Source organism: Nocardioides lentus, assembly GCF_039529515.1.
Taxonomy (GTDB): Bacteria; Actinomycetota; Actinomycetes; order Propionibacteriales; family Nocardioidaceae; genus Nocardioides; species Nocardioides lentus.
Genome location: NZ_BAAAMY010000014.1, coordinates 87,108 through 108,148 on the forward strand (window position 1 = coordinate 87,108; position 21,041 = coordinate 108,148).

The window sequence follows — 21,041 nt, forward strand, 5'->3', positions numbered from 1 at the left end:
CAGGATGGCGGAGCCCCGTGTGTGCCCCGCCCGCGGACCGGTGTGCCCCGTGTGCAGGGTGGTGTGCGTGGTGCCACACCAGGCCGGGACGTTACTCCCGGGTCACCTCCTCGCGCACCCACCCCTGCCGCAGCGGCCCGGGGACCTTTCCTGCCGACCGCGTCACACGGCGATGCCGTGCGCGCCGAGCGGGGCGCAGATCTGCTCCTCCTCGTAGCGGAAGTGGGACTCCAGCAGCCGCCGCAGGTGGGCCACCTCCTCGGCGAGCACGGTGACCAGCTCGGGGCGTCGCGCGACCTCGACGAGGGTCTCGTCCAGGCGCACCAGGACGGCGTGGACCACGACGTGCTCCTCGTCGAGCCGGTCGAGCACCGGGCCCAGGCCGGGGTCGGCGCCGCGCAGCGCGGGGTAGAGCACGGCGTCCTCGATGCGGTGGTGCGCGTCGACCGCCCGGCAGAGCTGGCCGCAGAACGACCCGGCCTGCTCGGCCGCCGCCCGCAGCCCCAGCCGCTGCACGGCCTCGCGGGCCGCGCCGAGGTCCTGCGCCCCGACGGCCACGGCGTCGACGACGTCGGCCACCTGCGCGAGCCCGTCGCGGTACATGTCGTGGATCGCGCGGAGGTGGTCGCCGCGGGCCCGTGCCGCGGCGTCGACCTCGTCGTACGCCGTGGTCCGCGGGCGGGCGTCCTCGTCCCAGCCGGGCAGGGGCGGGCGGGGGTCCGGGCTCACGCGGCCGTCGCGTGGCCCTCGCGCAGGGTGTCGGCCAGCGGCGTCGTGGGGCGGCCGGTGAGGCGGGAGAGGTCACCGGTCGTGTCGGCCAGGGCGCCCGCGCGGCAGCTGGCGTCGATGCCGACGAGGAACTGCACCACCGCGGGGTCGAGCCCGGACTCGGTCAGCGCGGCCGCGTGCTCGTCACGGCTCAGCTGGCGCAGCTCGACCTCGCGCCCCAGGATCGACCCGAAGGCGCTCACCAGCTCGGTCTGCGGCCAGGCGACGTCGCCGGAGAGCTCGTAGGTCCGCTCGGCGTGGGTGTCCTCGAGCGCGGCGACCGCCGCGGCGGCGGCGTAGTCGCGGCGGGACGCGCTGGCGACGAGCCCGTCCCCGACGCTCGTGAGGTGGATCCCGGTGGTGCCGGCCTGCTGGAGGGCCCCGAGGTAGTTCTCGCTGAACCAGCCGTTGCGCAGGATCGTGGCCGGCAGTCCGCTCTCGGCGATCAGCTCCTCGGTGGCCTCGTGCTCGGCGGCGAGCGAGATCTGCTTGCGGTCCGCGTGCAGCAGGCTGGTGTAGACCAGACGCTCGACCCCGGCCGCGCGCGCGGCCGCGATGACGTTGCGGTGCTGGCCGATGCGGCGACCGGCCTCGCTGGAGGAGATCAGGACGACCGTCGAGACACCGTCGAACGCGGGCACCAGGGTCTCGGGTGCGTCGTACGCCGCCTGGACGGTGTCGATGCCGAGCTCGGCGTCGAGGGCGTCGAGCACCGTCGTGTTGCGTCCGACGGCGCGCAGCTGGCCGGGCTCGAGACCGCGGCCGAGCAGCTCGTCGAGCACGTGGCGTCCGAGCAGTCCCGTGGCTCCGGTGACGGCGACGGTCATGGGGTGGTCCTCCTGGGGTCGGGCCGCGGCGGGCCGTGACGGATCAGTGGGCGAGCGACTGAACACGACGGGTCCGGTCGGCATTCCGGTACCCCGGCCCGACGTGGGGGGTGTCACGTCGGCCCCCGCCGGCCGTGACCTCCGGGGCGGTCGTCCGTTGGGTGATCCGGAGGCGGCCGGGGGGTCGTCTCCTATTCTTGTGTGTGAGCGCCGCTCCCGAACCGGGGGGTGATGGAGTCGGCGCACTGCGGCGGGGGGCCGTTGACATGTCTGTATCCATCTTCCAGCGCGCGGGCGACGACCGCGTGGAGTCGGCCGTGCTCGCGGTGCTGATGCGCGCCGACCTGACCCTGGTCCGCGACCTGCTCGCGCACGCGGGCGGCGTCGGCGACGCGCTGCGGGCGGTCGAGGTCGCGCCGGCGACGATGCGCTCCGCGGCCCGGCTGACGGCGCACGTCGACTGGTCGTTCGAGGTCGTGACCACCCGGGGGGCCTTCGAGGAGGAGGGCCCCTCCCGGGACCGCGTCCGGCGCCTGGCCGGCGGCCTGCGCCCCGGGCACTGGCTGTTCGTGCTGACCCCGGACCCGCCGGTGCCGACGTGGCTCGCGGAGCCCGACGGCGTCGCCGAGGAGTCCCGCGACCAGGTCGTGTGGATCTCGTTCGCCTGGATGGCGGACGCCGTGCGTGACGCGCTCGGGGCCCCCGACCGGATCGTCGACGCCCGCAGCCACGTCCTCCTCACCGAGCTGGTCCACCTCTTCGACGCCGAGGGCCTCGTGCACGACGAGGACCGGCACGACGTCCTGCGGGCCGCGCCGGACCCGGACGGCCCGTCGGGTGCCGACGACGCCGAGGGCACGCCGAACGTCGCCGACGTGCCGGACGTCGCGGTCGGGACCGACCCGGCGTCGACCGCTCGGGTGTCGACAGCCCAGGTGTCGACCGGGCCGGCGTCGACCGGGCCGCGGGTGGCGGCGTCGGCGCGACGCGACACGTTGCTGGTCACCCAGCCCGGCGCGTGGCGCACCTTCCTCGACCACGCGGCGTACGTGTGCGCGGCGGAGGAGCGCCTGCCGGCCGAGGTCGAGCACCTCGCGTTCCACCACGCCGGCCGGATCATGGCCGTGATCCCCCGCGTGGTGCGCTGGCACCCGCGGGTCGCGCTGTCCGCGGCGGGTGCCCGGCGGCTGCGCGACGACGGCCACCACGCCGCCGCCCTCACCGTGGAGTCGCTCGTCGCCGCCGGCCGGTGGGGCGAGCGCCCGGTCGCGCTGGCGCTGCTGAGCCCGGCGGACGACCCGGCGACCGTCCGGCTGTCGGGGCCCGTGGACGACCCCGGCACCACCGAGCAGCGGCTCACCAGCCTGGCCGTCCTGCGTCACGCCTGAGACCCACCGCAGGCTCACAGGAAGGCGACAGGCACAGCACACCTCCAGCACACGAGCGCGGGTCATCGTGATCACGTCCCCATCCCGACGTGACCAGGAGGTCCCCCGTGAGCCAGATCCCCGAGCCCCAGCCGTCGCCCGACGGCCCGACGTACGAGGGTCGCGCGCTCGCGCGCCCCGACGACGAGGTCGTCGACCAGGGCGCCGGCTTCGACCTCGGCACCCTCGTCACGCGCCGGCGGGTCCTCGGCCTCGTCGGCGTCGGTGCGGGCGCGTTCGCCCTCGCGGCCTGCGGCGGCGGCTCGGGCTCGAGCGCCACCGAGTCCACGTCGACCGCCTCCGCCGCGGCGACCACCTCCGAGGGCGAGATCCCCGAGGAGACGAACGGCCCCTACCCCGCGGACGGCACCGCCGACGTCAACGTGCTCACCGAGTCCGGCATCGAGCGCAGCGACATCACCTCGAGCCTCGACGGCGGCACGGTCGCCGACGGCGTGCCGCTGCGGCTCACCCTCCAGGTCACGGACCTGCAGAGCGACGCGGCGTTCGCCGGGGTCGCGGTCTACGTGTGGCACTGCGACGCCCAGGGCCGCTACTCGATGTACTCCTCCGGCGTGGAGGACGAGACCTACCTGCGCGGCATCCAGGTCGCCGACAGCGCCGGCGAGGTCACCTTCACCACCGTCGTCCCCGCCTGCTACTCGGGTCGCTGGCCGCACGTCCACTTCGAGGTCTACCCCGACCTCGACTCGGCCACCGACGTCGCGAACGTCGTCGCGACCTCCCAGCTCGCCTTCCCGCCGGAGATGCTGGCCGACGTCTACGCCCTCGACACGTACGCCGGATCCACCGACAACCTCGCCGCCGTCGGGACCCGGGTCTCCGACGACAGCCTGTTCGGCGAGGGCGACTGGACCCTGCAGGTCCCGACGATCACGGGCGACGTCGACGCGGGCTACACCGCGACGCTCGCGGTCGGGGTCGACACCTCGACCGAGCCGGGCGCCGCGGGCGGAGGCATTCCCGGCGGCGGCGGTCCCGGCGGCGAGCCCCCGTCCGGCGAGCCCCCCGCCGACGCCGCCTGACGCCCCTCCCCCGCACGCACACCACGCGCACCACGCACACCACGCACCCAGGAGAACCCCATGCTGCAGAACCTCACGGGCTGGCACGCCCTCGTCATCCTCGCCATCGTCCTGCTCGTCTTCGGCTCCACCAAGCTGCCGGCGCTGGCCCGCAGCGTCGGTCAGTCGGTCCGGATCCTCAAGCACGAGGTCGGCGACGACGTCACCGGCGCCGGCGCCACCGGCACGGCGCCGGGGACCTCGCCGGCCGAGGCGCCGAGCGTGCGCAGCGCCTCGTGACCACCGCCTCCGTCGCGCGGGGGACGATGCCCCTGGTCGACCACCTCGCCGAGGCACGCCGACGCGGCGTCCGCGCGGCGGCGGCGGTGCTGGTCGGCATCGCGCTCGGCTTCTGGCTCGCCGACGACGTGCTCGACGTGCTGCGGGCGCCCGTCGAGCAGATCGCCCGGGACCGGGCCGCGAGCCTCAACTACGACACCGTCACCGGGGCCTTCGACCTGCGGATGCGGATCGCGGTCATGGCGGGCCTCGTGCTCTCGAGCCCGGTCTGGGCCCGCGAGGTGTTCGCGTTCCTCGCCCCCGGCCTCACCCGCCGCGAGCGGCTCCACGCCCTCGGCTTCGGGCTGGCCGCGGTGCCGCTGTTCGCCGGCGGCTGTGCGTTCGGGCTCGCCCTCTTCCCCCACATGGTCGAGCTCCTGGCGGGCTTCTCGGCGGCGGAGGACACCACGATCCTGACCGCCACGTACTACGTCGACTTCGTGCTCACCCTCGTCGTCGCCATCGGGATCGCCTTCGTGCTGCCGGTGGTGGTCGTCATGCTCAACGTCCTGGGGCTGGCGCCGGCCGCGTCCATCCGTCGCAGCTGGCGGCTGATCGTCGTCGTGATCACGCTGTTCAGCGCCCTCGTCACGCCCGCCGCCGACCTGCTGTCGATGTTCCTCGTCGCGGCACCCATGGCCGGGCTGTTCGGGGTCGCGGTCCTCGTGACGCACGTCCACGACGCCCGCGCCGCCCGTCGTGCCCTCCCCGGGCCCGATCCCGCCCCGTCCCTGTCCTGAGAGGAGCGCCCGTGTCCGGGTTGAGCTTCGAGAAGCTGGTCCTGGTCGCCCTCGTCGCCGGGGTCCTGGTGGGCCCCCAGCAGCTGCCGGTCCACGCCCACCGCCTCGCCACCCTGGTGCGCTCGTTCCGTGCCCTCGTCGACGACCAGCGGGTCCGGGCGGAGTCCGAGCTGGGGGTCGCACTGCACCCCGCGGCCTGGTCCGAGCAGCAACGCGCCTGGGACCTGCGTCGGTACGACCCTCGTCACGTCGTCCGCACGGCGCTGACGCAGCCGACGGACACCGTGGGAGCGGCCTCCCTCGTCACCGGCGCGGACCCGCGCCTCGTCGAGGAGGCACGCCGGGTGCGGCCCGGGCAGACCTGGCTGGTCACGGGGTCGGCCGCCCACCCGCGCCGCCTGCTGATCACCTCCCTGCCGGACGACGACCCGCGGCGCCTAGCCGCCGAGGTCGCCGAGGTCGCCGTCCGCACCGACGGCACCGACGGCACCGACGGCACCCAGGCTGAGGCCGGGCCGGGGGCGGCCCCCTAACCGGCGAGCACCTCGCGCAGGCGCGCGGCGAACTCCTCCGGCCGGCCGGTCTGGCCGTGCTCTCCGCCCAGGAAGCCGGCGTGCCCGCCCGGGAACACCACGGCGTCGTCACCGAGCGCGGCCGCCACGGCGTGGGCGGCGCGGCCGGCGATCTCCCCGTCCTCGGGTCCGCCGGACTCCTCCCCCACCGCCAGCACGACCCGGGTGGGGGCCGCGCGCAGCGCGCTCACGTCGAGCGCCGCGTCGAGGCCCCGGTCGCGCATGTTGGCCATCAGCGGGTCGTCGCGCCGCCCGTCGTCCGTGGTCGGCAGTCCGAAGGCGGCCGGGTCCGGCGCGGGACGCTCGAGGTAGTCCCCCGGCACGGGCCCACGGTGCGTCACCAGGGCGATGAACCGCGCCATGGCCGGTCCGCTCCCCGACGCGTCGTACGTGCTCACCAGGTCGTCGACGGCGCCGAGCACGGCCTCGCGGTCGGGCAGGACCGCGGCCATCGGCGGCTCGTGGGCGACCAGGACCGCCACGTCCTCGGGGTGGCGCGCCACGAGCACCAGGGCGTTGGTGGCGCCGCCGCTCGTGCCGAACAGCTCGACCGGGCGGGCGCCGAGGGCGTCCACGAGGGCGTGGAGGTCCTCGGCGTGCCGGGCCGCGCTCACCGCCGCGGCCGGGTCGTCCGCGGAGCTCCGTCCGGCGTTGCGGGGGTCGTAGGTGACCACGACGCGGTCCGTGAGGTGGGAGCGCAGGGTCGTGAACCCGGCCGCGTCCATCGGGGAGCCGGCGAGCACCAGCGGGGTCGTCCCGGGCGTGAGCTCGCCGTGGACGTCGTAGGTCAGGGTGGCGCCGGGCACGGCCAGCGTGTGGGTGGTCATGGTCTCACCGACCCGCCGCGACCCCGGGACTCATCGCGCCGCGCGGCTGAGCGCCACGACGGCCCGGCGGACCCCGTCGGGGCCCGTGACGGGGCCGTCGGGCCACGTCACCCGTACGGCGGCCTCCGTCGGCCCCTCGCTGACGTGCCAGGTCGCGCCGTGCTCGTCGACGCCGGTCATCTCGGCGTCGTCGGCGGCCGGGTAGCCGTGCGCCCGCGCGATGGCGAGGCTGGCGTCGCGGTGGTCGGCGTTCATGTGCTCCAGCACGGCCTGGACGTCGGCGTCGCTCAGGGTCATGCGGCGAGCCTAGGCCGGCGGCCGACGCCCGCCCGGGCTCAACCCGTCTGCGCGAGACCCGGCGCGCGGCCGCCCACCGGGGGCACGGGCAGCCCGTAGTGCTCGCGCAGGGTCGACCCGGCGTACTCGCGACGGACCAGGCCGCGCTGCTGCAGCAGCGGCACCACGTGGGTCACGAAGTCCTCCAGGCCGCGGGGCAGGACCGGCGGCATGACGTTGAAGCCGTCGGCGGCACCGGCGCGCACCCACTCCTCGATCGTGTCCGCGACCTGCTCGGGCGTCCCGGTGAACGCGCGGTGTCCGCGACCGCTGCCCAGCCGCAGCAGCAGCTGCCGCACGGTCAGCGACTCCTCGCGCGCCATCGCGACGATCAGCTCGTAGCGGGTGCGGTTGCCCTGGACCTCCTCGGCGGGACGGATGTCCGCGGGCAGCGGGGCGTCCAGGTCGAGCTCGACGCCTGCGGTCTCGGAGAGCTGGCGCAGCGGGTGGTCCAGGACGACCAGGTCGTCGAGCTCGGACTCCAGCCGGCGCGCCTCCTCCTCGGTCCCCCGAGGATCGGCACCAGGCCGGGCAGGACCTTGCAGTGCTCGGGGTCGCGGCCGGCGCCGGCCACGGCGCGCTTGAGCCGGGCGTGGAAGTCGCGCCCCTCGGCGAGGGTGGGCTGGGCGGTGAACACGGCCTCGGCGTAGCGGGCGGCGAGGGCGACGCCGGGCACCGAGGACCCGGCCTGCACGACGACCGGCGAGCCCTGGGGGCTGCGACCGACGTTGAGCGGCCCCTTCACCCGGAAGTGTCGCCCGACGTGCTCCAGGTCGCGGACCCGAGCCGGGTCGGTGTGGACGCCGGAGCCCTTGTCGGCGACGCGTGCGTCGTCGTCCCAGCCGTCCCAGAGGCCGAGCACGACCTCGAGGAACTCCTGCGCGCGCTCGTAGCGCTCCGCGTGGGTCGGGGCACTGGTGAACCCGAAGTTCGCCCCCGCCTGCAGGTCCGCCGAGGTGACGGCGTTCCAGCCGGCGCGCCCGCCGCTGATCACGTCGAGCGACGCGAACGCCCGGGCGAGGTTGTAGGGCTCGTTGTAGGTGGTCGACGCCGTGGCCACCAGCCCGATGCGCTCGGTGGCGGCCGCCATCGCGGTCAGCAGCAGCACCGGGTCCAGCGACTCCGCCGGCCTGCGGGCCAGGTCGGAGCGGACCGACGGGCTGTCGGCGAAGAACACCGAGTCCATCAGGCCGGCCTCGGCCGTGCGGGCGAGCGCCTGGAAGTGGGCGACGTCGCGGTGCGCCCCGGGGTCGGACTCCGGCAGGCGCCAGGACGCCTCGTGGTGGCCGGTGCTCATCAGGAAGGCGTTCAGGACGATCGACACGCTGCTGCTCCTCGGGTGGTCGGCGGTCCGAAGAACCTAACACTATCGACTTACTTGTCTTTGGAGGCGCCTCGCACGGCGTGGGCGAGCAGTCGCTCGTAGACGGGCATCGCCGCCTCGTACGCCGCCCGCAGGCGGTGCTGGTCGTCCCCCGGCGGGGGCGGTGGCGGGCGCAGCGGGCTGAAGCCGGTCGTGCCGGCGGTGGACCCGTGCCACTCCTGCCACAGCTCCCACTCCGGTCGCATCCCGGGCTCCCACGTCAGGGCGTCCGGTCGGTGGTCGAGGCCGAGTCGGTCGCAGAAGTCGGCCACGACGCGCTCGGGGTCTGCGCACAGCGCCTCGGCGTCGACCACGACGAGGGGCTCACCGGCGTCCTCGACGAGGTCGGCGACCCGGTCCAGGTGGGCCCACCCGGTCTCGTCGTCGGTGAAGTCCGGCCACGTCCGCGCCAGGGAGCGCAGCGTCGCGGCGGGGTGGCGGACCATGAACGCGTTGCGCACCCGCCCGACGAAGTCGCCGTCGAGGAGGTCCTGGGCCTGGTAGGCCATGTCCTTGACGAACACCGGCCGCTCGCGTGCGGCCTCCTCGATCTCCTCGACGACCTCGCGCAGGGAGCTGTGCGGGATGGTCCGGTCATAGCGGTCCGAGCGGCGGTCGGGGCCGAAGTAGTAGGCCCGGGAGAACGGCTCGTCGAGCACGAGGTGGTCGCCCCGCTCGCTGACCATGCGCTCGAAGGAGGTCGAGACGGAGCGCGGGATGCTCCACAGCACGGTGATCGGGTGGCTCATGGAGTCAATGTCTCGTGAACCGGTCGTCTTCGCCAGCCCACGCGCCCCGGACGACGAACGCCCCGGTCCGAGACAGGGACGCGGGGCGTTTCGAGGTGATCCGGTGGAGCTGAGGGGACTCGAACCCCTGACCCCTTCCATGCCATGGAAGTGCGCTACCAGCTGCGCCACAGCCCCAGATCGCGTCCCGCCGGAGCAGGACAACGACGGGAACCTTACCCCGCACCGGGCAGGGGTGCGAAACCGGGGTCAGGCCTGCTCGTTCCAGGACACCAGGCGCAGCGGCCCGCCGTACGTGCGCTCGGCCAGGCGGGTCCAGCCGCAGTTGTCGAGGCCCCGCAGGCTCGAGGCTCCGGGGGTGTCCCAGCCCAGGAGGGAGGCGACCGCCGTGCGGATGGCGCCGCCGTGGGACACCGCCGCCGCGGTCTCCCCCGGGCCGACCGCGTCGAGGACGGCGCGGCACACCTCGCCCATGCGGCTCGCGACCTCGGCGCGCCGCTCGCCACCGGGGACGACGTCGTAGTCGCCGTCCTCGAACCGCGCCCGCTCGTCCGGCCACCGGGCGACCCAGTCGGCCCGGCGGACCCCCTCGCGCTCGCCGAGGTGGAACTCCCGCAGGCGCCGGTCGACGGTGGGCTCGACGCCCAGCTCCTTCGCGACGTACGACGCGGTGTCACGGGCGCGCGCGAGGTCGGAGCACCACAGCACGCTCGGGCCGAGCGCCGCCACGACGGGCGCCATCCGGGCCGCCTGCTCGTGCCCGAGCTCGTCGAGGTCCACGTCGGTCTGGCCCTGGGCGCGACCGTCGGCGTTCCAGGCGGTGCGGCCGTGGCGCACCAGGACGAGGGTGCGTCCGGGGCGCTCGTCGCCCGTCGGCGGGGCGGTCGGCGGGGTGGTCGGCGAGGTCACCGCTCGCGGGTGACGTCGGCGGGCAGCGCGATGGCCGGACAGTCGCGCCAGAGCCGCTCGAGGGCGTAGAACTGTCGCTCCTCCTCGTGCTGCACGTGCACGACGATCTCGCCGTAGTCGAGCAGCACCCAGCGCCCCTCGCGGTGGCCCTCGCGGCGGATCGGCTTGACGTCGATCTCGCGCAGCGCGTCCTCGACGGCCTCGACGACGGAGCGGACCTGGCGGTCGTTGCCGGCCGAGGCGATGAGGAAGGCGTCGGTGATGGCGAGCTGCTCGGAGACGTCGAAGGCGACGATCTGCTGGGCGAGCTTGTCGGAGGCGGCGCGTGCCGCGACGGTGACGAGCTCGACGGCGTGGTCGGAGGCGGTCATGGGTCTCCCGCGTGGTCGGAGGGGTGGGGCACCGTCAGCACGGCATCGGGCTCGTCGGAGCCGGCGTACAGGCGGTGCTTGGCGATGTACTGGACGACGCCGTCGGGCACGAGGTACCAGACCGGGTCGCCCTTGGACGTGCGCTCACGGCAGTCCGTGGAGCTGATGGCCAGCGCGGGGATCTCCACCATGGTGATGCGCTGGGAGGGGATGGCGTCGATGGTGGCGGCGTCCATCGTGTAGCCGGGCCGGGTGCAGCCGACGAAGTTCGCGAGGCCGAAGAGCTCCTCGGCGTCGCGCCACGTGAAGATCTCCGCGAGGGCGTCGGCGCCGGTGATGAAGTAGAGCTCGGCGTCCGGCAGCTGCACCCGCAGGTCGCGCAGGGTGTCGATCGTGTACGTCGGGCCGTCGCGGTCGATGTCGACCCGGGAGACGGTGAAGCGCGGGTTCGACGCCGTGGCGACGACCGTCATCAGATAGCGGTGCTCGGCGGGCGAGACGTCGCGACCCGACTTCTGCCAGGGGTCGCCCGTGGGCACGAAGACGACCTCGTCCAGCCCGAACCAGGACTGCACCTCGCTGGCCGCGACGAGGTGACCGTGGTGGATCGGGTCGAAGGTGCCACCCATGACACCGACCCGACGGCCGGTCACGAGTGGTCGCGGCCTCCGCCGATGCCGACGACGACCGCCAGGAGGATCAGCAGGATGGCGAAGGTGATGGCGCCCACCAGCCAGACGCTGATCTCGGGCTCGCCGGCGGCCTCGGACGCGAGCACCACGTACGGCGCGATCGATGACATGTCGGCATCGTACCGGGGTCGTGCCGCCGAGCCGCGATCGGGACGCCCGCGCTCCCGGGCCGAGCCGGTCTAGACCGGTCGGCGGGAAACCGCGCACCGGTGCGACGATCCGGACGCTCGGGGCAACCCGCGGGCCCCGGCCGGCGTCCTCCCCGGCAAGACCATCGAGCTCCTGGGGGAACCGTGCACCGACGTCGTCTCGCTCTGACCGCCGCCACCCTGGCCGCGCTGACCGCGTCCCTGGCGCCCGCCGTGGGGGCTCCGGTGAGCGCCGGTGCGGCCGACGAGGTCGAGCCGACCTCGCCCGTCGCCCTGGTGGGCGCCCCCGGGGCCAAGCTCTTCCGCGAGGGGAGGTACGCGTACGGCGACCTCGGCCTGCGGGTCGTGGCCCAGGGCGGTCCGCTCGAGATCCGCACGAAGCGGGCCTCCTGGGACGTCGAGCCGGTCACGACGTTCACCACGTCGGCGGGCAGCGGGGAGGTGCCGCGCAGCATGATCCGCGGCTTCGACCAGCTCGAGGACTTCGTCGACATCACGATCCGCGACGCCAAGGGCCGCGCGGTGTGGTCGCGCAGCCCGCGGGTGTGCCTGAACTCCTACGAGCCCCAGCGGATGGGCCCGGACGCGCCCGCGCGCTCGCCGTACCCGTACGGCTGCCCCTGGAACCCGTTCACGATCGGGTCGGTCCAAGGCGTCGCGAAGGGCTACGGCAACCCGGTCACCGACTTCTACAGCCGCACCCGGCTGGCGGCGGGTCGCCACACGGTCGTCGCCCGGATCACGCCGGCGTGGGCCGCGCTGCTGGGCGTGGCGCCCGAGGACGCGACGGTCCGCTACCCCCTGCAGGTGCGCACGGCGCGCGGTGGCGACGGGTGGGGCACGGGCTGGCGCGTCGCCGGCGGACCGGTGGCCCCGAACGGCGCGGCCGCGCACCCCGAGCCGCAGCCCCCGGGCGACGGCGGCCCGGTGCCGGACGGGCCGCTGGCCGACCTGAAGTCGCTGCCCGCTTTCGGGATGTCCGTGACGGGCACGGGCAACCACCTCGCCTTCGCGGCGACGGTCTGGAACGCCGGTGACAGCCCGCTCGTCGTCGACGGCTTCCGCCGCCGTGGCGAGGAGATGATGGACGCCTACCAGTACTTCTTCGACGCCGAGGGCGAGCAGACCGGCTACCGCCGGATCGGCGCCATGCACTGGCACGCCGCCCCCTCGCACAACCACTGGCACTTCCTCGACTTCGCCCGCTACTCGCTGCTGAGCAAGGACCAGGCCGAGGTCTTCCGGAGCCGCAAGCAGTCGTTCTGCCTCGCCAACACCGACGCCGTCGACTACACGCTCCCCGGTGCCGACTGGCAGCCCGACGGCACCGACCTGTCCACGGCGTGCGGCGGGCGCGGCGCGCAGTCGGTGCGTCAGGTGCTGTCGGCCGGGTCGGGCGACACCTACAGCCAGTACCGGGCCGGTCAGTCCTTCAACCTGAAGGGCCTGCCCAACGGCCAGTACTGGATCGCGGTCGACGCCAACCCCGAGGGCCGGCTGGTGGAGTCCTCGACCGAGGACAACCGCGCCCTGCGCAAGATCTGGCTCGGCGGCAAGCCGGGGGCGCGCACCGTCCGGGTCGCCCCGGTCGGTCTGATCACGGGCAGCTGAGGCGGCAGCGCTGCCACCACCTCGCGGCTGGTGCCGTCCCCGACGGGCCGGCCTCAGCCCACGAGGTTGGGCTGCCCCTCCACCACGCGCAGGCTGGAGGGGTCGCCCTCGATCGTGACCGTGCCCGCCACCGGCAGCCACGGGCCCCCGTTCAACCGGTAGCGACCCGACCAGGTCGTGTCCACGCTCGGCTCCACCGTGACCTGGGCGTCCTCGTAGCGGTGGCTCACGTAGCGGCTCGCCGCCACACCCTCCGCGTACGCACGTCCCGGGTGGTCCGTGGTCTGCGTCGAGCCGTCCCCGTGCTCCCACGTGTACGACGACGGGAACGCCTCGAACTCCAGCAGCTGACCCAGCAGGCTCACCGACGCCGTGTCCTCCTCCGCCTCGGTCGAGAAGATCGTGTCGAAGTTGACCAACGTCTCCCCGCCCGGCGGCTGCACCACGATCTCGGAGTCGGGCAGCGGGATCCGGCGGAAGGCGGACAGGATCATCGCGGGCGTGATGACAGGCGCCGCGGCAGCGGTGGTCACTGCACCGGGCTCGGTGGGCTCGATGCACCCCATCCCGTTGTTGGTGTGGACGCCTCCGGCGAGCGTGTACGTCGTGCCGACGGTGCCCCCGTCACCACACGGGATGCCCGACCCGCCGCAGCCGTCCGCTGCCGACACGGTGCTGAGACCCAAGATCGGGGCGCACGTCGGGATCCAGTAGGAAACAGGGCCACCCCCGGAACTAGCACCGCTCACGGGACCGCCGCCCGCTGTCGAACCCGGTGCAGACGTCCCCCCTGCACCCGTACCCGTCACGGCAAGGTCGAAATAGTCCCCGCCAGCAGTCACACCACCCGACGGGTCGGCACTCGCGGTACCCATCGGCTCGCAGACGGTCAAGGTAAGAGCAATCACGAACAGCGCGGCGATCCACCTCATGAATCGACGACCTCGACCTCCGCCATCCGCCACCCGCCGCTCCAAGTTAGGTCGAAGATGTAGGCCGCCGGGCCACCCTCGTAGCGGTCTGCTCGACCTTCGGGCGTCTGAAACACGCGCTGTGAAGATCGCTGGATCTGGGCGGCAACCGATGGCGCTCGGACGGTCTCGCCCGGGGTGACCCCCACACGGCGGATCTTCCACCCGGTTGACTCGATCCGTCCCCCGGCGTCATAAATGACGTCTGTCGCGGACACGATGTTGGCGCAGCCTTCGCAGGTGTCGTCACTCAGGGTCTCAAGAGGCTGGGTTGCGCCCGTACTGGTCGAATAGTTGAACGTGTCCACCCAGTGGCGGACGAAGGCTTCCGCTCCTCCCAAGGTCCGCTCCTCCGCCGCCGCCGGCATCGTGGGCGCCTCGGTCGGCGACGCCGACGGGGTGGGCTCGTCGGTCGGTGAGGCCGAGGAGCTGGACGGCAGGATCGGCTGGGGGTCGGCCTCGGCCCCCTCGTCCGAGCAGCCGGCGCCGAGCAGCAGGGTGCCCGTCAGGACGAGGGCGAGCACGGTGCGGGGGTGGTGCATGGAGGGGCTCCCACAGTTCCGAGGCGGTACCGACGCGACACCGGTCCAACGACGTCTCGCCCGGCACGCTACGTCGCGAACCGCACCTCGGCTACCGGGTGAACCCTTGTCTGTGGATGACGGGGACCGCGGCCCGACTGCAGCAGGATCCCTGCGCCAGAACGGCTGCCCAGGCCCCCTGCAGTGCCCGTGACACCGCGGGACATGACCGGGCGCACCCGCGCCGTCCGACACCCGGGAACGACGCAGGGCCCGGCACCGTGGAGGTGCCGGGCCCTGCGTGAGGGGCGAGGGGTCAGCCCTTGCGCTCCTTGACCTTGTCGGTCAGGGCGGGCAGGACCGCGTGGAGGTCGCCGACCACGCCGAAGTCGACGAGCTCGAAGATCGGTGCCTCCTCGTCCTTGTTGACCGCGACGATGGTCTTGGACGTCTGCATGCCCGCGCGGTGCTGGATGGCGCCGGAGATCCCGTTGGCGACGTAGAGCTGCGGGGAGACGGTCTTGCCGGTCTGCCCGACCTGGAAGCTGTGGGGCATCCAGCCGGAGTCGACCGCGGCGCGGGAGGCGCCGACGGCGGCGCCGAGCGCGTCCGCGAGACCCTCGACGGGGGCGAAGTCGCCGCCGGTCCCCCGCCCGCCGGAGACCACGATGGCGGCCTCGGTGAGCTCGGGACGGCCCGACGACTGACGCGGCTGCGAGGCCACGATCTGGGCCTTCTTGGCCGAGTCGGAGATCGTCGCGGCGAACTCCTCGACGGTCCCGGCGGCGTCCGACTTCTCCGGCGCGGCCGAGTTCGGCTTCACCGTGACGATCGGGGTGCCGGAGGTGACCTTGGCCTGCACCGAGTAGTTGCCGGCGAAGACGGCCTGGGTGGTGGTGCCGTCCGCGGCGATGTCGACGGCGTCGGTGATGAGCCCCGACTTCGTCTTGATCGCGAGGCGGGCGGCGATCTCCTTGCCCTCGTAGGAGGACACGACGAGCACCGCGGCCGGCGAGGTCTTCTCGACGAGCTGCGCGAGCACCTCGGCCTTGGGGGCCACGAGGTAGCCCTTCACCTCGGTGTCGTCGACGGTGTAGACCTTGGCCGCGCCGTACTCCCCGAGGCGGGCTGCGGCGTCGGACGCCGAGCCCGCGGGGCCGATGAAGACCGCGGAGGGCTCGCCGAGACGGCCCGCGAGGGCCAGCAGCTCGAGGGTGGGCTTGCTGACGGCGCCGTCGACGTGGTCGACGAGGACGAGAACTTCAGACATCGGTCGGCTCCTCAGATGAACTTCTTCGAGGCGAGGAAGTCGGCCAGCGCTCCGGCGCCAGAGCCGTCCTCGTCGGTGTGGACCTCGCCGGCCTCGCGGGGCGGGCGGGGCGTGGCCTCGGTGACCTCGGTCCAGGCGACCGAGAGCCCGACGTCGTCGGAGGAGACCCCGATGTCGGCCAGGGAGTAGGTCTCCATCGGCTTCTTCTTCGCCGCCATGATCCCCTTGAACGACGGGTAGCGGGCCTCGCCGGTCTGGTCGGTGACCGAGAGCACCAGCGGCATCGACCCGCCGATGATCTCGGTGGCGACATCGCCGTCGCGCTGGATGCGCACCTGGTCGCCCTGGGTCTCGATCTTCGAGCCGAAGGTGACCTGCGGGTAGTCCAGGCGCTCGGCCAGCATCGCCGGGATGACGCTGCCGGCGGCGTCGGTGGAGGCCATGCCGCACATGACGAGGTCGACCGGGGCCTCCTCGGCGATCTTCTCGACGGCCTTGGCCAGCACCAGCGAGGTGGCGCCGTAGTCGGAGCCGGCGATCGCCTCGTCGGAGACGTGGACGCCCTTGTCGGCGCCCATCTGCAGCGCCTTGCGGACGGCGTCGACCGCCTTCTCGGGGCCGACGCACAACGCGGTGATCGTCACGTCCTCGTCGGCTCGCTTCTCCTTGATCTGCAGGGCCTGCTCGACGGCGTACTCGTCGAGCTCGGACAGCAGACCGTCGACACCGACGCGGTCGACGGTGTTGTCGGACTCGAACTGCCGGTCGGCAGTGGCGTCAGGGACGTACTTCACGCAGACAACGATGTTCATGGTGTGGCCCGGGGGCCCCTCCTGTACGTGCGCTCGGATGTGCCTCGATGTTACCCGCGAGTCACTTAGTCGGGGCAGGGGTGGCACGGGTGGCAAGCCTCACACGTCCGGTACCCGACCGTCAGGGGCGGATCACGCGCTCCAGCACGCGGCCCACGATGAGGTAGGCGACGGCGCCGATCCCGTAGTTGACCAGGGCGTTCTTGACGTCGGAGTTGACGCCCACGAACGTCTTGATGCCGTCCTCGAGCGAGAAGATCCCCAGCGACACGACGTCGGCGCCGCGCAGCACGAACTCGACGAGCTCGTTGCCGCGGTTGGCGTCGAGGGCGATGCACAGCGCGCCGACCGCGAGGAACAGCGCGCAGACGACCGCGACGATCCAGACGACCTGGCCGAGCAGGGTGCGGACCCCGTCGACGCCGCCCTTCAGCAGGGCGACGCCCTTCGCGGCCTTCTCCCCCTTGTCCCCCTTGTCGCCCGAACCCTTCGACCCGGTCCTCGGCGCCGAGGAGGACGCCGCACGCGACTCCTTCGCGGCCGCCTTCTCAGCGGCCCGCGACTCCTTGTCCGCGGCCTTCTCGGCGCGCGCCGCGCGGCGCTCCTCCCGCTTCTCCTCGCGCTTGGCCTTCACCTCGGCGCGCGTACGGGCCTTGGGGTCGCCGGTGGACTCGGGCGTGGGCTTGTCGGTCTCGGTCGACATGGCTCCTCCTCGAAGACGCGCGTCGACGGACGATTCTTGCCCATCCGGCGCGATTACAACAGGGTGAACGGTTGTGCTGCCCGCGGGGTTACCCACGAGTAGTGCTCACTCCCCGGTGAAGGTCGCCTTCCCGGGCCCGTTCTCGACGAAGGACCGCATGCCGGCGGCGCGGTCGGCGGTGGCGAAGAGGGCCGCGAACGCCGCCCGCTCGATCTCGAGGCCGGTCTCCAGGTCGGTCTCGATCCCGCGGTCGATCGCTTCCTTGGCCGCGCGCAGCGCGAGCGCCGGACCGGCCGCGAACTGCGCGGCCCAGGTGTGCGCGGCGTCGTACACCTCGGCGGCGGGGACGAGTCGGTCGACCAGCCCGATCGCCAGCGCCTCGTCGGCCTTGACGAAGCGACCGGTGAAGATCAGGTCCTTGGCGGTGCTGATGCCGACGAGCCGCGTCAGGCGCTGGGTGCCGCCGGCGCCCGGGATGATCCCCAGCAGGACCTCGGGCTGGCCCAGGGTCGCGTCGTCCGCGGCGATCCGCACGTCGGCGCACAGCGCGAGCTCGCAGCCGCCGCCGAGCGCGTAGCCGGTGACCGCGGCGACGACGGGCTTCGGGATCCGGGCGACGGCGCTCAGCGCGGACTGCAGGCCGCCGGAGCGCTTGACCATGTCGCGGTGCGACATCGTCTCCATCTCGACCACGTCGGCGCCGGCCGCGAACAGCCGCTCCCCGCCCCACAGCACGACCGCGCGGACGTCGTCGCGGTCGGTGCACTCCTGTGCCGCGGCGCGGATCTGCTCCTGGGTCGAGACGTCGAGCGCGTTCATCTTCGGCCGGTCCAGCCGGATCGTCGCGACCCCGTCGGCGACTTCGAGGTGGACGGTCCGCTGGGCGGAGGACTGGTCGCTGGTCTCGTCGGCGTTCGCGGTCATGGCACGCATTGTGCCCTCCTGCGGAACAATGACGAGGCGATGACACAGACGAGCGGGTGGACCAGCCTCGGCGAGTCGGCGGAGGTGTGGCCCGGGCGCCACTTCCCGCTGGGCGCGACGTGGGCGCCGGAGGCGACCAACTTCGCCGTGCACGCGCCGGCGGCCACCGCCATGTGGGTGTGCACCTTCGACGAGGCGGGGGTCGAGACCCGCCACCGGCTGCCCGAGCAGTCGCTCGGCGTGTGGCACGGCGCGGTGCCGCGCCTGGTCCCGGGCACGCGCTACGGCCTGCGCGCCGACGGCCCCTGGCACCCGGCCGACGGGCTGCGCTTCGACCCGGCCAAGCTGCTCCTGGACCCCTACGCCCGCGCCGTGACGGGGGGCTTCACCGACGACCCGGCCGTGTACGACGACCCCCACGCGGACGCGCCGAGCGGCGTCGACAGCGCGGCGTACGTGCCGCGCGGGGTCGTGGTGCGCGACGGCTTCGACTGGGGCGGCGACACCCCGCCGCGCCGGCGGCTGCGCGACACCGTCATCTACGAGGCGCACGTCAAGGGCCTCACGATGCTCCACCCCGAGGTGCCGCCCGAGCTCCGCGGCACCTACGCCGGGCTCGCCCACCCCGCGGTCACGTCGTACCTGCGCGACCTGGGGGTCACGGCCGTCGAGCTGCTGCCGGTCCAGCAGTTCCTCACCGAGCCCGGCGTCGCGGCGCGCGGCCTGGTCAACTACTGGGGCTACAACACGATCGGCTTCCTCGCCCCGCACGCGGCGTACTCCTCGGCGGGCGAGCTGGGCGGGCAGGTCACCGAGTTCCAGGCCATGGTCAAGGCCCTGCACGCGGCGGGCCTCGAGGTGATCCTGGACGTGGTCTACAACCACACCGCCGAGGGCGGCCTCGACGGCCCGGTGCTGTCGCTGCGCGGCCTCGACGAGCGCTGCTACCACCGCGCGCCGTCGTCGCGGAAGGGCGAGGTGCCCCACTACTGGGACGCCACCGGCTGCGGCAACACCGTCTCCACCGACCACCCGGCCTCGCTGCGGCTGATCATGGACTCGCTGCGCTACTGGGTGACCGAGATGCACGTCGACGGGTTCCGGTTCGACCTCCTGCCCGCCCTGACGCGCGACGGCCACGACGTCGACCTCGCCGGGCACCTGCTCTCCGCGATCGGCCAGGACCCCGTGCTGCGCCACGTCAAGCTCATCGCGGAGCCGTGGGACGCCACCGGCGAGGGCTACCAGGTGGGGCGGTTCCCCCCGCCGTGGGTGGAGTGGAACGACCAGTTCCGCGACGCCGTGCGCGACTTCTGGCGCGGAGACCGCTCCGAGAAGGGCGCGCTGCGCTCGGTGGCGACCCGGCTGGCCGGCTCCTCCGACCTGTACGCCGACGACGGCCGCTCGCCGTACGCGTCGGTGAACTTCGTGACCGCCCACGACGGCTTCACGGTGCGCGACCTGGTCACCTACGAGCGCAAGCACAACGACGCGAACGGCGAGGACGGGCGCGACGGCACCGACGACAACCGCTCCTCCAACCACGGCGTCGAGGGCGAGACCGACGATCCGCGGGTGGTGGAGCTGCGCCGCCGCCAGGCCGCCAACCTGATGGCCACCCTGTGCCTGTCCAACGGCGTCCCGATGATCACCGCCGGCGACGAGCGCGGCCGCACCCAGGGCGGCAACAACAACGCCTACTGCCAGGACGACGAGACGTCCTGGGTCGACTGGTCGGCGGAGGCCACCTGGGACGAGGTGCACGACGTGGTGCGCACGGCGCTGCGGCTGCGGCGCGAGCACCCGGCGCTCGCGCAGCGGCACTGGTTCGAGGGGCGCCCGACGGTGCCGGGCGGTCCCAAGGACCTCGCCTGGATCCACCCGTCGGGGCGCGAGATGACCCCGGAGGACTGGCACTCCGACCTGGCCGTGGTCGGCATGTTCCTGTCCGGCTCCCCGCTCCGCTCCCCCGGCCCGCGCGGGGAGCAGCAGCACGACGCGTCGTTCCTGATCTGGCTGCACGCACGACCGGGTCCGGTCACGGTCGCGCTGCCCGAGAACGACTGGGTCGAGGCCGGCGAGGTCGTGCTGTCGACGGTGCCGAGCCTCCCGGTCGGCACGGTGGTCGCCGCCGGCTCCTCCCTCGACCTGGACGCGCGCTGCGTCGTGGTGCTGCGCGAGACCTGAGCGCACCCCGCCCGGCCGGCGCCCTAGGCTCGTCGTCCGTGAGCACCCGCCCCGCCACCGGTCGCGTCGCCTACCAGGGCGAGCCCGGCGCGAACTCCCACCTCGCCGCCCAGCAGATGGCCGAGCACCTCGAGCCGATGCCCTGCCAGACGTTCGAGGACGCGATCGGCGCGGTGCAGTCGGGCACGGCCGACCTCGCCGTGATCCCCATCGACAACTCCAGCGCTGGCCGGGTCGCCGACGTGCACCACCTGCTGCCCGGGTCGGGCCTGTGGCTGGTCGGGGAGCACTTCCTGCCCATCCACTTCCACCTCATGGCGCTGCCGGGCACGGCGATCGGCGAGGTCCGCACCGCCCGCAGCCACGCCCACGCCTTCGGCCAGTGCCGCACGATCATGCGCGAGCACGGCTGGCGCGCGGTGGTCGCCGACGACACCGCCGGGGCGGCCCGCGAGGTCTCCGAGGGCGGCGACCCGTCGGTCGCGGCCCTGGCGCCCGCGCTCGCCGCCGAGCTCTACGGCCTCGACGTGCTGGCGCGCGACGTCGAGGACGAGCACCACAACACGACCCGCTTCGTGACCCTGTCGCCGGAGCCCGTCGAGGTGGAGCGGCAGGAGGGCACGCCGTACGTCACCAGCTTCGTCTTCCGCGTCCGCAACATCCCCTCCGCGCTCTACAAGGCGCTCGGGGGCTTCGCGACCAACGGCGTCAACATGACCAAGCTGGAGAGCTACCAGGTCGGCGGCGTCTTCGCGGCCACCCAGTTCTACGTCGACGTCGAGGGCCACCCCGACGACACCGGTCTCGCCTACGCGCTCGAGGAGCTGTCGTTCTTCACCGACGAGCTCCGGATGCTCGGCACCTACCCGGCCGCGGCCTACCGCCTCGCCGGCAGCGAGCGCGACACCAGCGCCCGTCCCCGCCCCCACGCGCCCTGAGAGCGGCCCC

At 73.7% G+C, this 21,041-nt stretch carries 25 protein-coding genes and 1 tRNA gene; 8 read left to right on the top strand and 18 right to left on the bottom strand.

The annotated features are described in order from the left end of the window. Positions 1-162 precede the first annotated feature (162 nt). The gene (locus ABD158_RS17765; protein ID WP_344009070.1) at positions 163-729 is read right to left on the bottom strand and encodes a hemerythrin domain-containing protein; all 567 of its coding nucleotides are present in this window, start codon (positions 727-729) and stop codon (positions 163-165) included. Further along, positions 726-1,595, bottom strand: a complete 870-nt coding sequence (locus ABD158_RS17770) for an NAD(P)H-binding protein (RefSeq protein ID WP_344009071.1) — start codon at positions 1,593-1,595, stop codon at positions 726-728. Before ABD158_RS17770 ends, ABD158_RS17765 begins: the two co-directional genes overlap by 4 nt. A gap of 266 nt (positions 1,596-1,861) precedes the next feature. Here ABD158_RS17770 and ABD158_RS17775 point away from each other — a divergent pair, with 266 nt between their 5' ends. From ABD158_RS17775 to ABD158_RS17795, 5 genes are all read left to right on the top strand, one after another. Further along, complete coding sequence (locus tag ABD158_RS17775) at positions 1,862-2,983, top strand: hypothetical protein (RefSeq protein WP_344009073.1); 1,122 nt, start codon at positions 1,862-1,864, stop codon at positions 2,981-2,983. A gap of 107 nt (positions 2,984-3,090) precedes the next feature. Continuing rightward, the gene (locus ABD158_RS17780) at positions 3,091-4,068 is read left to right on the top strand and encodes an intradiol ring-cleavage dioxygenase (RefSeq protein ID WP_344009075.1); all 978 of its coding nucleotides are present in this window, start codon (positions 3,091-3,093) and stop codon (positions 4,066-4,068) included. A gap of 60 nt (positions 4,069-4,128) precedes the next feature. Further along, a complete protein-coding gene (locus ABD158_RS17785) occupies positions 4,129-4,347 on the top strand; it encodes a Sec-independent protein translocase subunit TatA/TatB (protein WP_344009077.1) in 219 nt (72 codons plus the stop codon). Continuing rightward, complete coding sequence (tatC, locus tag ABD158_RS17790; protein ID WP_344009079.1) at positions 4,344-5,126, top strand: twin-arginine translocase subunit TatC; 783 nt, start codon at positions 4,344-4,346, stop codon at positions 5,124-5,126. The genes ABD158_RS17785 and tatC overlap by 4 nt, the downstream gene beginning before the upstream one ends. Positions 5,127-5,137: 11 nt before the next feature. After that, the gene (locus ABD158_RS17795; protein ID WP_344009081.1) at positions 5,138-5,659 is read left to right on the top strand and encodes a twin-arginine translocase TatA/TatE family subunit; all 522 of its coding nucleotides are present in this window, start codon (positions 5,138-5,140) and stop codon (positions 5,657-5,659) included. On the opposite strand, the gene ABD158_RS17800 is transcribed toward ABD158_RS17795, so the two are convergent. From ABD158_RS17800 to ABD158_RS17845, 10 genes are all read right to left on the bottom strand, one after another. After that, positions 5,656-6,525 carry an alpha/beta fold hydrolase gene (locus tag ABD158_RS17800; RefSeq protein WP_344009083.1) on the bottom strand — a complete coding sequence of 290 codons (870 nt, stop codon included), beginning with the start codon at positions 6,523-6,525 and terminating at the stop codon, positions 5,656-5,658. The genes ABD158_RS17795 and ABD158_RS17800 overlap by 4 nt on opposite strands. A gap of 30 nt (positions 6,526-6,555) precedes the next feature. Further along, positions 6,556-6,822 (bottom strand): DUF2470 domain-containing protein, encoded by a 267-nt coding sequence (locus ABD158_RS17805; RefSeq protein WP_344009085.1) that lies wholly within the window; start codon positions 6,820-6,822, stop codon positions 6,556-6,558. Positions 6,823-6,860: 38 nt separating this feature from the next. After that, the gene (locus ABD158_RS17810) at positions 6,861-7,184 is read right to left on the bottom strand and encodes an LLM class oxidoreductase (RefSeq protein WP_344009087.1); all 324 of its coding nucleotides are present in this window, start codon (positions 7,182-7,184) and stop codon (positions 6,861-6,863) included. Between the two features lie 8 nt (positions 7,185-7,192). Beyond that, positions 7,193-8,185 (bottom strand): NtaA/DmoA family FMN-dependent monooxygenase, encoded by a 993-nt coding sequence (locus tag ABD158_RS17815; RefSeq protein WP_344009089.1) that lies wholly within the window; start codon positions 8,183-8,185, stop codon positions 7,193-7,195. A gap of 50 nt (positions 8,186-8,235) precedes the next feature. Next, positions 8,236-8,973 carry a sulfotransferase-like domain-containing protein gene (locus tag ABD158_RS17820; protein WP_344009091.1) on the bottom strand — a complete coding sequence of 246 codons (738 nt, stop codon included), beginning with the start codon at positions 8,971-8,973 and terminating at the stop codon, positions 8,236-8,238. 104 nt (positions 8,974-9,077) lie between these two features. Next, positions 9,078-9,150: transfer RNA gene (locus ABD158_RS17825), tRNA-Ala, on the bottom strand. 72 nt (positions 9,151-9,222) lie between these two features. Continuing rightward, positions 9,223-9,882, bottom strand: a complete 660-nt coding sequence (locus ABD158_RS17830) for a histidine phosphatase family protein (RefSeq protein ID WP_344009093.1) — start codon at positions 9,880-9,882, stop codon at positions 9,223-9,225. After that, a complete protein-coding gene (rsfS, locus tag ABD158_RS17835) occupies positions 9,879-10,253 on the bottom strand; it encodes a ribosome silencing factor (RefSeq protein ID WP_344009095.1) in 375 nt (124 codons plus the stop codon). Before rsfS ends, ABD158_RS17830 begins: the two co-directional genes overlap by 4 nt. After that, positions 10,250-10,906, bottom strand: coding sequence for a nicotinate-nucleotide adenylyltransferase (nadD, locus tag ABD158_RS17840; protein ID WP_344009097.1), 657 nt, complete (start codon positions 10,904-10,906; stop codon positions 10,250-10,252). The genes rsfS and nadD overlap by 4 nt, the downstream gene beginning before the upstream one ends. Continuing rightward, positions 10,903-11,055: a hypothetical protein gene (locus ABD158_RS17845; protein ID WP_344009099.1), complete on the bottom strand. Its 153-nt coding sequence runs from the start codon at positions 11,053-11,055 to the stop codon at positions 10,903-10,905. Before ABD158_RS17845 ends, nadD begins: the two co-directional genes overlap by 4 nt. Before the next feature lie 264 nt (positions 11,056-11,319). On the opposite strand from ABD158_RS17845, the gene ABD158_RS17850 reads away from it, so the two are divergent. Next, entirely contained in the window at positions 11,320-12,705 is a 1,386-nt protein-coding gene (locus ABD158_RS17850; protein ID WP_344009101.1) for a lysyl oxidase family protein, read from the top strand. Between the two features lie 53 nt (positions 12,706-12,758). On the opposite strand, the gene ABD158_RS17855 is transcribed toward ABD158_RS17850, so the two are convergent. The 6 genes from ABD158_RS17855 to ABD158_RS17880 all read right to left on the bottom strand — a co-directional run bounded on the left by ABD158_RS17855 (position 12,759) and on the right by ABD158_RS17880 (position 17,906). Then, positions 12,759-13,376: a hypothetical protein gene (locus ABD158_RS17855; protein WP_344009103.1), complete on the bottom strand. Its 618-nt coding sequence runs from the start codon at positions 13,374-13,376 to the stop codon at positions 12,759-12,761. A 257-nt stretch (positions 13,377-13,633) separates the two neighbouring features. Continuing rightward, entirely contained in the window at positions 13,634-14,218 is a 585-nt protein-coding gene (locus ABD158_RS17860) for a DUF6318 family protein (RefSeq protein ID WP_344009105.1), read from the bottom strand. A 295-nt stretch (positions 14,219-14,513) separates the two neighbouring features. After that, positions 14,514-15,467: an electron transfer flavoprotein subunit alpha/FixB family protein gene (locus ABD158_RS17865; protein WP_344009107.1), complete on the bottom strand. Its 954-nt coding sequence runs from the start codon at positions 15,465-15,467 to the stop codon at positions 14,514-14,516. A gap of 11 nt (positions 15,468-15,478) precedes the next feature. After that, on the bottom strand, positions 15,479-16,261 hold the full coding sequence (locus tag ABD158_RS17870; protein WP_344009109.1) for an electron transfer flavoprotein subunit beta/FixA family protein: 783 nt from the start codon (positions 16,259-16,261) through the stop codon (positions 15,479-15,481). 139 nt (positions 16,262-16,400) lie between these two features. After that, a complete protein-coding gene (locus ABD158_RS17875) occupies positions 16,401-16,982 on the bottom strand; it encodes a hypothetical protein (RefSeq protein WP_344009111.1) in 582 nt (193 codons plus the stop codon). 105 nt (positions 16,983-17,087) lie between these two features. After that, entirely contained in the window at positions 17,088-17,906 is an 819-nt protein-coding gene (locus ABD158_RS17880) for an enoyl-CoA hydratase/isomerase family protein (protein WP_344009113.1), read from the bottom strand. 39 nt (positions 17,907-17,945) lie between these two features. On the opposite strand from ABD158_RS17880, the gene glgX reads away from it, so the two are divergent. Both glgX and ABD158_RS17890 read left to right on the top strand, forming a co-directional pair. After that, positions 17,946-20,093: a glycogen debranching protein GlgX gene (gene glgX, locus ABD158_RS17885; protein ID WP_344009115.1), complete on the top strand. Its 2,148-nt coding sequence runs from the start codon at positions 17,946-17,948 to the stop codon at positions 20,091-20,093. A 38-nt stretch (positions 20,094-20,131) separates the two neighbouring features. Then, entirely contained in the window at positions 20,132-21,031 is a 900-nt protein-coding gene (locus ABD158_RS17890; protein WP_344009117.1) for a prephenate dehydratase, read from the top strand. The last annotated feature ends 10 nt before the right edge of the window (positions 21,032-21,041 follow it).